Here is a 12,536-nt window from a genome sequence, read left to right as displayed (position 1 = left end):
TGGCATTGCCGATGGCTGCAGCTGCCAAGTCCTCGGACCGCAACCAGCCGCTCGACGTCGACGCCGGCGGCAGCGACTGTTCGGTCAGCAACGAGCAGTTGCCCTGCCTGTTCACCAGCGGCGTGACCATCACCCAGGGCACTCTGGAAATCCAGGCGACCCGCGCGGACGTGCGCCGCAGCCGTGGCGAATTCCAGCGCGTGATCCTCACCGGTGGCCCGGTGAAGATGAAGCAGCAGATGGACGACGGCGGCTGGGTCGATGCGACTGCGGCCCAGGCCGACTACAACATGCCCAACGACACCGTGGTGCTGACCGGCAATGCCGTCGTCAACCAGCCGGGGCGCGGCAAGATGGAAGGCCAGCGCATCGTCTACAACATGTCGACCGGCCAGGTGCAGGGCGGCGGTGAAGGCCAGGGGCGCGTGCGTATGCAGTTCCAGCCGCGCAACCAGACCCCGGCGCAGCAGCCGGCGCCTGCGGCGCAGGGCGGCCGCTGATGCTCGTCGCCGAAGGTCTGCGCAAGCGCTACAAGCAGCGCGAGGTCGTCAAGGAATTCGGCCTGACGCTCGATGCCGGCGAGGTGGTCGGTCTGCTCGGCCCCAACGGTGCCGGCAAGACGACATGCTTCTACATGATCGTCGGCCTGGTGCCGGCCGATGCCGGCCGCATCGTGCTCGACGGCCACGACATCACTGCCGAGCCGATGTACACCCGCGCCAAGCGCGGCGTCGGCTACCTGCCGCAGGAACCGTCGGTGTTCCGCAAGCTCAGCGTCGCCGACAACATCATGCTGGTGCTGGAGCTGCGCGAGGACCTGGACAAGGCCGGTCGCCAGAAAGCGCTGGCCGACCTGATGGACGAATTGCAGATCACCCACGTCGCCGACCAGGCCGGCGCCAGCCTGTCGGGTGGCGAGCGGCGCCGGGTCGAGATCGCCCGTGCACTTGCGGCCAATCCGCGCATGATGCTGCTCGACGAACCCTTCGCCGGCGTCGACCCGATCTCGGTCGGCGAGATCCAGCGGATCGTCACCCATCTCAAGGAACGTGGCATCGGTGTGCTGATCACCGATCACAACGTCCGCGAGACCTTGGGGATCTGTGACCGGGCGTATATCCTCAGTGACGGCGGCGTGCTTGCGCAGGGGGCTCCGGAAGCGCTGCTGGCCAATCCTGACGTGCGTCGCGTCTACCTGGGGGAATCCTTCCGTCTGTAGGCGGCGCACGCATCCGGTCGGAGAGTTCCGGAGTCGATGAAGCCACGTCTGCAGACATCGCTGGGGCAACACCTCGTCCTGACGCCCCAGTTGCGCCAGGCGCTGCATCTGCTCCAGCTGTCGTCCGTGGAACTCGAGACCGAGATCACCACCGCGGTCGAAAGCAATCCGCTGCTCGACTGGGAAGAACCCGAGTCCATCTCCGCGCAGCCGTTGTCCGAACGCGGCCACACGCAGGACCAGGACAACAGCCGTCAGGATCACGACGACAACGGTCGCGACGGCGATGCCGAACCCGCCGCTGCGTGGGATGGCGACGACGGCTGGAACGAACGCGGCAGCGGCAGCGGTCAGGGCCACGGCGACAACGACGGTGACGGCGATGCCGCCGACCGCATGATCCAGTCCGAAAGCCTGCAGGACCATCTGTCCTGGCAACTGCACCTGAGCACGATCTCGCCGCGCGACCGCAACATCGGCATCGCGCTGATCGACGCGATCGACGACGACGGCTATCTGCGCGAATCGCTGGACGACATCGTCGCGGCGCTGTTGCCGGAAACGCGCGCCACCGCCGGCGAAGTCGCTGCGGTGCTGTGCCGCGTGCAGCGCTTCGACCCTGTCGGCGTGGGCGCACGCGATCTCGGCGAATGCCTGCGCCTGCAGCTCGAACCGCTGCACGTCGATACGCCCGGCCGCTCGGTCGCGCTGCTGGCCGCACGTGATCACATCGAACGTCTGCCCAAGCTCGGCGCGCCGGGACTGGCGGATGCGCTGGGCTGCCCGCCCGAGGAAGCCGCGACCGCATTGCAGTTGCTGCGCAGTCTCGATCCGCGCCCGGGCGCGCAGATCGGCAACGTCCCGCACGACAACTACGTCACCCCGGACTGCGTGATCGCGCGCCAGAACGGCGTCTGGAAGGTCACGCTGGCCGGCTCGCATTTTCCGCGCGTGACCATCCATCGCGGCTACGAGCAGATGATCCAGCACGCGGGCTCCAGTGACGCCGGCTATCTCAAGGGACGACTGCAGGAAGCGCGCTGGCTGCTCCGCAACATCGAGGCGCGCGGTGAGACGCTGCTCAAGGTGGTGCGCTGCCTGGCGAGGCAGCAGTCAGGCTTTCTCGAGTTCGGCAAGCGCGCACTGCGGCCGCTGACCTTGCGCGAGGTCGCCGAGGAGATCGGCATGCACGAGTCCACGGTGTCACGCGCGGTCGCGCGCAAATACGTGCACACCCCGCGCGGCACGCTTCCGCTGCGCGACTTCTTCGATTCCGGCGTCGGCACCGGCAGTGGCGGAGAGGCGTCGAGCACCGCCATCCAGCAGATGATCCGCGGGCTCGTCGATGCAGAAGACCCGCGCAAGCCGCTGTCCGACGCGCGCCTGGCCGACCTGCTCAAGGCCGCAGGCGTTCCCGTTGCACGGCGTACGGTGGCGAAGTACCGCGAAGCCCTGCAGATCGTGTCCTCGCACGAGCGCGTTCGCATCGCCTGAACTTCCTCCGCCCTAACGTGGTCGATGTAGATGTGACCGACGGCGCTTGCACCGCGCCCCGGCCGCGCTACTCTGGACCCGATCGCCCGCGATCGCGGGCGGGTCCTTCCCGAACCGTAGAAGGAGGTTGCCGATGCATGTCGAAACCCATGGCCACCAGATCGAGGTGACGCCCGCCCTGCGCGATTACGTCGATACGAAACTGCAGAAGCTCGCCAAGCATTTCGATCGCCCGCTGGATATCCGCGCCCAGCTCAGCATCGACAAGCCACACCACAAGGCCGAAGCCACCGTACTGATCGCCGGCAAGACGCTGCACGCCGATGCGAGCGCCGCCGACATGTATGCCGCCATCGACCAGCTTGCCGACAAGCTCGACCGCCTGCTGGTCAAGCACCGCAAGAAGGTCGTCGACCACCATCGCGGCGAGAACCCTGCACGCGACGGCACTTTCGGCTAGGCTGCGGCTCCACGTCGAAAGCCCCGGGCAACGCGCGGCATGTCCTTCATCGATCTCCTCGCCGCCGACCGCATCGTGATGCTGGTGGCGCCCGGCTCGCGTGATGTCGTACTGGATGCCGCCGCGCGTCTGCTGGCCGGCAACTCTCCCACCCTGACCCCGCTGCTCGCCCACGCACTGCGTGCGCGCGAGCAGATGGGCAGTACGGGAATCGGACGCGGTGTCGCGATTCCCCACGCACGCAGTTCGGCGTTCCGCGAACCCCGTGCCGCATTCCTCCGGCTGTCACACCCCATCGATTTCGGCGCCGCGGACGGCCAGCCGGTCGATCTCGTCTTCGCGATGTGCGTGCCCGACCACCAGGTCGACCAGCATCTGCAGACCCTGTCCGGACTGGTGGAACATTTCTCCGACGCCGAGTTCCGCGACGCATTGCGTGATGCGCGCGACCTGGCCCGGCTGCGCAACCACCTGCTCGAACGCGCGCCGCGAAGCGGGCAGCTTCCGGCATGAACGCAAGCATCCAGGCCCAGGAACTCTTCGCGCATCTGCAGGACAAGCTGGCCCTGCGCTGGCTTGCCGGACAACACGGTGCCCGCCGGGTACTCGAAGCGGTGGACACGATCGCGCGACGTCCGTCGCTCGCGGGTTATCTCAACATCATCTATCCCAACAAGGTCCAGATCCTCGGCACCGAGGAACTGGCCTGGCTCGACGGTCTCGATTCGCGACTGCGCTGGGAGACCATCGAACGCGTCATGCAGTACCGCCCGCTCGCGCTGGTGATCAGCAAGGGACAACCCTGCCCCGAGGATCTGCGCGAAGCCGCGGAAGAGTCGCAGACGCCCCTGTGGAGCTCGCCCAACCGCGGCCACGAGCTGCTGAACCTGCTGCAGTACCACCTCGCCCGCCAGCTCGCGCCCCGCATCACCCTGCATGGCGTTTTCATGGAGGTGTATTCGATCGGCGTGCTGATCACCGGCGAATCCGGCTCGGGCAAGAGCGAACTCGCGCTAGAGCTGATCACCCGCGGCCACCGCATCGTGGCCGACGATGCGCCGGAGTTCACCCAGATCGCGCCCGACGTGCTCGACGGCACCTGCCCCGAACTGCTGCAGGACCTGCTGGAGCTGCGCGGCCTGGGCGTGCTCAACATCCGGCAGATGTTCGGCGACACCGCGGTCAAGCGGAACAAGTACCTGCGGCTGATCATCCATCTCAGCCGGCCCAACGCCGACACGATGGCGGGCGACGGCGACGGCATGGTGCGCCTGACCGGTGATCTGGGCGTACGCCAGGTGCTGGATCTGGAAGTTCCGCTGATCACCCTGCCGGTGATGCCCGGCCGCAACCTGGCGGTGCTGGCCGAGGCCGCCACGCGCACCCATATCCTGCGGACCAAGGGCCTGGATCCGGCCGCGGCGTTCCTTGCCCGGCATTCGCAGTTTCTCGAACGGGGATCCTCGTGAGCGACACCGCACCGCCGCTGTTTTATGTCGTCAGCGGTCTGTCGGGCAGCGGCAAGTCGGTCGCGCTGCGTACGCTGGAGGATCTCGACTTCTACTGCGTCGACAACCTGCCGGCCGGCATGCTGGCCGACTTCGTCGCCAACCTGACCCGCGCGGACGAACCGCCGCGTCGGCTGGCAGTCGGCATCGACGTCCGCAACCGCCACACCGATCTGTCGAGGGTGCCCGGCTGGCTGGCCGACGTCGGCGCGCTGGGTCTCGACCCGCGACTGGTGTTCTTCGAGACCGGCGACGAGGTGCTGCTGCGCCGGTTCGCCGACACGCGCCGACGCCATCCGCTGAGCCGGATCGGCCTGTCGCTGGCCGATGCGATCGCGCTCGAACGCAATCTGCTGCGGCCGCTTCGCAGTCTCGCCGACACGGTCATCGACACCAGCGACCTCAACGTCCACCAGTTGCGCCGGCGCATCGTCACCGAGCTCGACCTGGCCCAGGACCAGTCGGTCTCGCTGCTGTTCGAATCCTTCGCCTACCGGCGCGGTGTGCCGCCCGACGCGGACTTCGTGTTCGATGCACGCGCATTGCCCAACCCGCACTGGGATCCGCGACTGCGGCCGCTGTCGGGCCGGGATACCGACGTGCGCACGTGGTTCGAAGGCCAGGAGCTGGTCGGCGAGTTCGTTGCCCAGGTGTCGCAGTTCCTCGGCAACTGGCTGCCCCGCCTGCGCAGCGACACGCGCAGCTACGTCACCGTGGCGTTCGGCTGCAGTGGCGGTCGCCACCGTTCGGTGTACCTCGCCGAGACGCTGGCGCGGCATGCGCGCGAACAGGGCTGGCGCGACGTGGCCACCTGGCACCGGGAACTCGACTGAAGGCAGGCGCGTGCGTGCGCATGGACGCATCATCGCGTCCGCAATGCTTCCGGGTGATCCCCCTGCTCTGCTAACGTCTGCAGATGGCCGTTGGCGTACTCCTATTGACCCACGAGGGCATCGGCTCGGCGATGCTCGCCGTCGCGACCCGTCTGATGCAGCAGCTCCCGTTGAAGACGGATGTGTTCGAGATGCCGTTCGACGAGGACCCCGATATTGCGTTGCCGCGTGCGAGCGCGGCGATGCGGCGCGTCGACAGCGGCGATGGCGTGCTGATCCTGACCGATCTGTACGGCGCCAGCCCGAGCAACGTCGCCGCGCAGCTCGCGCGTCTGGGCACGCCGGCCAGGCGTGTGTCGGGGCTGAGCCTGCCGATGCTGCTCAGGGTGATGAACTATCCTGAGCTCGCACTCGACGGGTTGCCTGCGACCGCGGCTGCGGGTGCCCGCAACGGCGTCCTGCTCGACGATGCCTGAGTCGTACCGCTCCACCCTCTTTCCCCCGCGCTGTACCAGGACTGCTTCCCGATGATCGAACGCGAACTGCTCGTCGCCAACAAGCTCGGCCTGCACGCCCGTGCAACCGCCAAGCTCGTCCAGGTGCTGTCGGGCTTCCGCTGCAACGCCACGCTCGTCGCCAAGGGCCGTGAGGTCAACGCCAAGAGCATCATGGGGGTGATGCTGCTGGCTGCCGGGCACGGGACCCACGTCGTGCTGCGACTCGACGGCGAGGACGAAGCCGCTGCGATGGAGGCCGCCGCCGCACTGTTCGAGCGCAGGTTCGACGAGGAGGGCTGATGCGGCAGGGCCTCCACGGTCAGGGTGCCTCACGCGGCAGCGCGCTTGGCCGTGCACGCGTGCGCGAGCCGCATGCGCTGGAAGTCGCCGAGGCCCGGGTCGCGCCGGACGAGGCCGAGGCCGAACTCGCGCGGCTGCACGCCGCGATCGAGCAGGTGCGCGGCGAAATCCGCGCGATGCGCGACCAGTTGCATGGCGCTCTGGCACACGAAGTCGGCGAGTTCCTCGACCTGCACACCCTGCTGCTCGAAGACCCGGAACTGCTGCACGGTCTCGACGAACTCGTGCGCTCGGGCCTGTATGGCGCCGACTACGCGCTGCGTCTGCAACGCGACCGGCTGGCCGCAGTGTTCGAGGGCATGGACGATGCCTACTTCCGCAGCCGCATCGAGGACATCGACCATGTCATCGGTCGGGTGCATGCCGCGCTGCACGACCACGAGGCGGAACTGCAGGGCGTGGCAGGCGAGATCCTCGTCACCGATGCGATCGCGCCTTCAGAGATCGGCCGACTGCACGCGCAGGGTGTACTGGGCATCGTGACCTCGGGCGGCAGCATGCTGTCGCATACCGCGATCCTCGCCCGCAGCCTGCACCTGCCGCTGATCGTCAATGCGCCACAGGCGCTGGGGGCGATCAACGACGGCGATGTGCTGGTCATCGACGGCACCACCGGCGAGATCGTTGTCGAGCCCGGTCCCGCCGACCTGCGCGTCTACCGCGCACGCTTGCGCGAGGAGAAGCGCGAGCGCAAACAGCTGCGCCGCCTGCGCCGCGAGCCCAGCAAGACCCTCGACGGCATCGACATCCGCCTGTACGCGAATGCCGAGTCACGCGAGGACGTCGCCGAGGCGCATGCGCTGGGCGCGGCGGGCATCGGCCTGTACCGCACCGAATTCCTGTTCCTGCAGGGCCGCGAGGTCCCGGACGAGGACGCGCAGTTCCGCGCCTATCGCGATCTGGTGCTCGGCATGACCGGTCGCACGGTTACGATCCGCACGCTCGACATCGGCGCCGACAAGGCCGACAACAGCGGCCTCGCGCTGCGCAACGAACCCAACCCTGCGCTCGGCCTGCGCGGTGTGCGCCTGTCGATGGCGCGTACCGGTCTGCTGGAGACCCAGTTGCGTGCGATCGCGCGTGCCTCCGGCTACGGACCGGTCCGGATCCTGGTGCCGATGGTCAGCGGCCGCGAGGAAATCGTCGCGGTGCGGCTGCTGCTCACGCGCGTGCTCAAGGATCTCGCGCGCGAAGGTCAGGAGACCGCCGCGCGGATTCCGCTCGGCGCCATGATCGAGGTGCCGTCGGCGGCGATCGCGCTGCCGACCTTTGCCCGCGATCTCGACTTCATCTCGATCGGCACCAACGATCTCGTGCAGTACCTGCTCGCGGCCGACCGCAACAACGACGCGCTCGGCGATCTCTATTCGCCGCTGCACCCGGCTGTGCTGCGACTTGTGCACAGCGTCGTACGCGTCGCCCGCGCTCGCGGCATGCCCGCGTCGATCTGCGGCGAGATTGCAGGCGATGCCCGCTTCACCCCGCTGCTGCTCGCGCTCGGTATCGAAGAACTGAGCCTGCATCCGTCGCCGTTGCTGGAAGTGCGCCGCGCGATCCGCGCACTCGACCTCGGCCATCTGCGTGCCCGCGCCCCTGCGCTGCTGCGCGCGCGTGACCGTGCCAGCATCGAGCGCTGGCTCGATGCGGTGCAGCCCGTGCACGCGGCGGACTGAGTCCGCGCGCACTTCGCTGTTGTCCGGAGCCGCTGATTCACCGGCGCGCGCGCGTGTCACATGGGCCGGCCGCATGAAGCCCACCTGCCCGTCGACACAGGGACGATGGCGTAAGACGTGCGCTTTCCCGGATAATGGCGGGATGCACATCTGACCCCTGTCGCGCCGAGACTGTCGCGACGCGCAACGGAGCTTTACATGGCCGAAGCCGTCCGCCCCGACAAGACCGCGCGCCAGCTGCGCCTGCTGTCCGATGCACTCGACAGCGGCCGTCTGGGACCGGTGCGTCGGCTGATCAACACGCTCGCGCCGGCCGAAATCGGCAACCTCCTCGAATCGCTGCCGCACGACAAGCGCATGGTCGTGTGGGGCCTCGTCGATCCCGAGGACGACGGCGAGGTGCTGGTCCACGTCGGCGACGAGGTGCGCGAAAGCCTGATCGCGGACATGGATGCCGACGAGCTGGTCGCCGCGGTCGAGGATCTCGACATCGACGATCTGGCCGACCTTGTCGAGGACCTGCCCGATGCGGTGATCGACGAAGTGCTGCGGGCGATGGATCGCGAGAACCGCGAACGTCTCGAGCAGGTGCTCTCGTATCCCGAGGACACCGCCGGCCGTCTGATGAATCCCGACGTGGTGACGGTGCGCGCCGATACCACCGTCGACGTGGTGCTGCGGTTCCTGCGCCTGCGCGGTGAACTGCCCGAGCACACCGACCATCTGTACGTCGTCAACCGCCGCCATCAGCTGGCGGGCTGGGTCGCGCTGCAGGATCTGGTGACGCGCGAGCCCGGTACGCCGATCAACAAGCTGATCGACGACGAGCTCGATTCGATCCACGTCGGCGAATCCGCCGAACAGGTCGCGCGCCAGTTCTCCGACAACGACTGGGTCTCGGCGCCGGTCGTCGACGACGGCAACATCCTGCTCGGCCGCATCACGGTCGATGACGTGATCGACATCATCCGCGAGCAGGCCGAGCACCAGGCGCTGTCCGCCGCCGGTCTGGACGAGGACGAGGATCTGTTCTCGCCGATCAAGCGTGCCGTGCGCGGTCGCGTGGTGTGGCTGGGTATCAACCTGTGCACCGCGTTCCTGGCGGCGTTCGTGATCGGCCGCTTCGAGGCGACGATCGAGCAGATCGTCGCGCTCGCGGTGCTGATGCCGATCGTGGCCGGCATCGGCGGCAACGCCGCGGTGCAGGTGCTCACCCTGATGGTGCGCGGCATCGCGCTGGGCCAGGTCGGCGCGAGCAACGCGCGCATCCTGCTCTGGAAGGAATTGCGTGTCGCGCTGATCAACGGTCTGCTGATCGGCAGTCTGGTCGGCCTCGTGGCCCTGGTCTGGTTCCACGACTGGGTGCTCTCGCTGGTGATCTTCGCCGCGCTGGTGATCAACTTCTGCTCGGCCGCGCTGTCAGGCACGCTGTTGCCGTTGCTGCTCAAGCGCATGGGCGTCGATCCCGCCGTCGCCGGCACCGTGGTCGTCACCGCGGTGACCGACATCGTGGGCTTCTTCAGCTTCCTCGGCCTCGCCACCGCGATCATGCTGCGCTGAGGCGACGAGCATGCGCGCACGTGCCGGATTCGGTCGGATCGAACGCTGGGACGACGCGCGCGGCTTCGGTTTCATCACGCCAGAAGACGCCGCTGCCGATGGACCGGATCGCCTGTTCTTCCACGTCCGCGATTTCGATCGCAGCGGCGCGCGTCCCGACGTCGGCGCACGCGTGCGCTACACGCCCGAACGGCAGGCCGACGGGCGCTGGCGTGCGGTGAACGTCGCCGCGGTCGGCACGGCGCAATCACCGCGCACGGCGCGCGCCACGTCGAAGCACCGCAATGCGCGTGCACCGTCCGCACCCGCGGGCGGCATGCGCGGACTGCTGATCGCGATCGTGGCCTGGTGTGCGTTGCTCGGATACGGGGTCGTGTCCGGACGCCTGCCGCACCTCGCACTCGCCGCGCTGGCCGGTCTCAATGTCCTGACCGCGGCCGCCTACGCGCTCGACAAGCACGCCGCGCGACACGGGCGCTGGCGCACGCCCGAGGCGCATCTGCATCTGCTCGAACTGCTCGGCGGCTGGCCCGCCGCAGGGTTCGCGCAGCAACTGCTGCGTCACAAACGCGCCAAACCGGCCTACCGCCAGATGTTCGTCGCAATGATCGTTCTGCATCTGCTGGCGCTGGGTCTGTGGACCTTCGCCTGATCCATTCCGGAGTGATCGCATGTCCAACGTCTCCCATTCCAGTGCACGACGCCGTCTGCTGCGTGGTCTCGCGCTCGCCGGCGGTGCCGCTGTGCTGTCGGGTTGCGTGAGCGCACTGCCCGCGTCGGGCGCGGCACCCGGCCGCTTCGTACGCCGCGAGCTCACCTCGAACGGCCGCCGCTACGTCTACCAGGTCTTCGTGCCGGCGACGCAGCTGCCGCGTCCGCTGCCGGTGGTGCTGTTCCTGCATGGCTCGGGCGAGCGCGGCGAAGACGGCGAGACGCAGATCCACGCCGGACTCGGGCCTTACGTGCGCGCGCACGCGGCGGATTTCCCGGCGCTGGTGGTGTTCCCGCAATCACCCGAAGGCGAATCCTGGGAAGGCGACACCGCCACGATGGCGCTGGCGACGCTCGATGCGGCGACCGCCGAATTCGACGGCGACCGCAGCCGCACCTCGCTGACCGGCATGTCGCGCGGCGGCTATGGCACCTGGTCGCTGGCACTGCGCGAGCCGACACGCTTCGCTGCGCTGGTGCCGGTCTGCGGCGGCATCACCCCGCCCGGCTCACGGCCGGACCTGGACACGCTGTTCGTCGAATCCACGCACAGGGCCGCCGATCCGTTCGCCGAGGCCGCGCGTCGTCTGCGCGACATTCCGGTCTGGATCTTCCACGGCGCACTCGACGATGTGGTGCCGCCCGAGCAGTCGCGACGCATGCATGCCGCGCTACGTGATGCCGGCGCCGATGTGCGTTACACCGAGTTTCCCGACGCCAACCACAACAGCTGGGATGCGGCCTACCGCACCGGGGACCTGTGGTCCTGGCTGTTCCAGCAGACACGCTGACGTATCTCAGCCTGCCGGCGGTGTCCGCCGCAGGCGCTGCGCCACTGCATTGAGCCCGGCGATGGCCAGCGTGAGCGCGGCCATCGACAGGAACTGCGCGCGCGTATCCGGGGACGCGATCAGCATCGCGAAGATCAGCGCGAGCACCGCCAGGGCGGCGAGCGTGGGTACCGGGAACGCGCGCATGCGGAACGGCAGCGGTGCGTTCGCGCGGTCGGCGCGGCGACGCAGGATGTACTGCGACACCAGCGCCAGCGTCCACACCAGCAGGCAGGTCGCGCCGACGATGTTGAGCAGCACCGGCAACACGCGTTGCGGGAATGCGAGTTCCAGCGCGGCAGCGGCGAACCCGAAGGTCACGCTCGCGACGACGGCGGCGATCGGCACGTTACGGCGGTCGCTACGACCGAGCACGGCCGGCGCATCGCCGCGGCGACCCAGCGACCAGATCATCCGCGAGGCGCCATAGAGATTGGCGTTGAGCGCCGACAGCAGTGCGATCACCGCGACCAGCGTGATCGCAGTCGCCGCGCCCGGAATGCGCGCGACCTGCAGCACGGCGGCAAACGGCGACGACAGCGCCGGGCTGTCCCACGGCACCACGGCGACGATCACCGCGATCGAGCCGAGATAGAACACGAGAATGCGCCAGGCGACGGTACGGATCGCACGCGCGAGGCTCTTCGCCGGATCGTTGGTTTCCGCCGCGGCGATCGCGACGATCTCGGTGCCGCCGAACGCGAACACCACCACCAGCAACGCTGCGCCGATGCCGGCCCAGCCGCGTGGCGCGAAGCCGTCGGGGCCCAGCAGATTCGACAGGCCCGGCGATGCCACCGCCGGCAGCCAGCCTGCGACCAGGGCGATGCCGATTGCGATGAAGGCGAGGATCGCGATGACCTTGAGAATCGCGAACCAGAATTCGAACTCGCCGAAGTTGCGCACGCCCAGCAGGTTGATCGCGGTGAACACCACCATGAAACACACCGCGAGACCGGGTACCGACAGCGACGGCCAGATCGAGGCGAGCAACCCGGCCGCGCCGACCGCTTCGGCGGCGATCACGATCACCACCTGCAACCACCACAACCAGCCGACCGTTGCACCGGCGACCGGGCCCATCGCATCGGCCGCGTACACCGAGAACGCGCCGCTGGCCGGCTTGGCCGCGGCCATCTCGCCGAGCGCGTGCATCACCACGATCACCAGCGCGCCGGCGATCAGATACGACACCAGCACGGCTGGACCGGCGGTCTGGATGCCGACGCCTGAACCGAGGAACAGGCCGGCGCCGATCGCGCTGCCCAGACCCATCATCACCAGCTGGCGCGGGGTCAGTGCGTGCGCGGGCGCGGCGGCGGCCTGCGCCGGCAGGGAAGCATCGGGATCGTTCGAGGACATCGTGTGGGCGCGGCCAAGGGACGCCGCAC

Annotated in this window: 14 protein-coding genes; 13 read left to right on the top strand and 1 reads right to left on the bottom strand. The window is 68.5% G+C overall.

Annotated features, from left to right (window positions below):
• The first annotated feature begins 11 nt into the window (after positions 1-11).
• The 13 genes from lptA (at position 12) to AC3A4E_RS05730 (ending at position 11,106) form a co-directional block, all read left to right on the top strand.
• On the top strand, positions 12-500 hold the full coding sequence (gene lptA / locus AC3A4E_RS05790; RefSeq protein WP_487630582.1) for a lipopolysaccharide transport periplasmic protein LptA: 489 nt from the start codon (positions 12-14) through the stop codon (positions 498-500).
• Positions 500-1,219 carry an LPS export ABC transporter ATP-binding protein gene (lptB, locus tag AC3A4E_RS05785; RefSeq protein WP_487630581.1) on the top strand — a complete coding sequence of 240 codons (720 nt, stop codon included), beginning with the start codon at positions 500-502 and terminating at the stop codon, positions 1,217-1,219. The genes lptA and lptB overlap by 1 nt, the downstream gene beginning before the upstream one ends.
• A 36-nt stretch (positions 1,220-1,255) precedes the next feature.
• A complete protein-coding gene (locus tag AC3A4E_RS05780; protein ID WP_487630580.1) occupies positions 1,256-2,713 on the top strand; it encodes an RNA polymerase factor sigma-54 in 1,458 nt (485 codons plus the stop codon).
• Positions 2,714-2,846: 133 nt separating this feature from the next.
• A complete protein-coding gene (gene hpf / locus AC3A4E_RS05775) occupies positions 2,847-3,173 on the top strand; it encodes a ribosome hibernation-promoting factor, HPF/YfiA family (protein ID WP_487630579.1) in 327 nt (108 codons plus the stop codon).
• Positions 3,174-3,212: 39 nt separating this feature from the next.
• Positions 3,213-3,686, top strand: a complete 474-nt coding sequence (locus AC3A4E_RS05770; protein WP_487630578.1) for a PTS sugar transporter subunit IIA — start codon at positions 3,213-3,215, stop codon at positions 3,684-3,686.
• Positions 3,683-4,642 carry an HPr(Ser) kinase/phosphatase gene (hprK, locus tag AC3A4E_RS05765; protein WP_487630577.1) on the top strand — a complete coding sequence of 320 codons (960 nt, stop codon included), beginning with the start codon at positions 3,683-3,685 and terminating at the stop codon, positions 4,640-4,642. Before AC3A4E_RS05770 ends, hprK begins: the two co-directional genes overlap by 4 nt.
• Positions 4,639-5,514 carry an RNase adapter RapZ gene (gene rapZ / locus AC3A4E_RS05760; RefSeq protein WP_487630576.1) on the top strand — a complete coding sequence of 292 codons (876 nt, stop codon included), beginning with the start codon at positions 4,639-4,641 and terminating at the stop codon, positions 5,512-5,514. The genes hprK and rapZ overlap by 4 nt, the downstream gene beginning before the upstream one ends.
• A gap of 83 nt (positions 5,515-5,597) precedes the next feature.
• Positions 5,598-5,990 (top strand): PTS sugar transporter subunit IIA, encoded by a 393-nt coding sequence (locus tag AC3A4E_RS05755; protein ID WP_487630575.1) that lies wholly within the window; start codon positions 5,598-5,600, stop codon positions 5,988-5,990.
• A gap of 51 nt (positions 5,991-6,041) precedes the next feature.
• Complete coding sequence (locus AC3A4E_RS05750) at positions 6,042-6,311, top strand: HPr family phosphocarrier protein (protein WP_487630574.1); 270 nt, start codon at positions 6,042-6,044, stop codon at positions 6,309-6,311.
• Positions 6,311-8,044 carry a phosphoenolpyruvate--protein phosphotransferase gene (gene ptsP / locus AC3A4E_RS05745; protein ID WP_487630573.1) on the top strand — a complete coding sequence of 578 codons (1,734 nt, stop codon included), beginning with the start codon at positions 6,311-6,313 and terminating at the stop codon, positions 8,042-8,044. Before AC3A4E_RS05750 ends, ptsP begins: the two co-directional genes overlap by 1 nt.
• A 198-nt stretch (positions 8,045-8,242) precedes the next feature.
• Positions 8,243-9,604, top strand: a complete 1,362-nt coding sequence (mgtE, locus tag AC3A4E_RS05740) for a magnesium transporter (protein WP_487630572.1) — start codon at positions 8,243-8,245, stop codon at positions 9,602-9,604.
• Positions 9,605-9,614: 10 nt separating this feature from the next.
• Positions 9,615-10,256 carry a DUF1294 domain-containing protein gene (locus AC3A4E_RS05735; protein ID WP_487630571.1) on the top strand — a complete coding sequence of 214 codons (642 nt, stop codon included), beginning with the start codon at positions 9,615-9,617 and terminating at the stop codon, positions 10,254-10,256.
• 19 nt (positions 10,257-10,275) lie between these two features.
• Positions 10,276-11,106: a carboxylesterase family protein gene (locus tag AC3A4E_RS05730; protein WP_487630570.1), complete on the top strand. Its 831-nt coding sequence runs from the start codon at positions 10,276-10,278 to the stop codon at positions 11,104-11,106.
• A 6-nt stretch (positions 11,107-11,112) separates the two neighbouring features.
• Here AC3A4E_RS05730 and AC3A4E_RS05725 read toward each other — a convergent pair whose 3' ends face one another.
• Positions 11,113-12,507: an amino acid permease gene (locus AC3A4E_RS05725; protein ID WP_487630569.1), complete on the bottom strand. Its 1,395-nt coding sequence runs from the start codon at positions 12,505-12,507 to the stop codon at positions 11,113-11,115.
• Between the last annotated feature and the right edge of the window lie 29 nt (positions 12,508-12,536).

The sequence above is a fragment of the Luteimonas sp. Soil_N_1 genome (assembly GCF_057656255.1).
The sequence above is the reverse complement of the archived record's forward strand: the minus strand, read 5'-3'. Positions and strand labels throughout refer to the sequence as shown.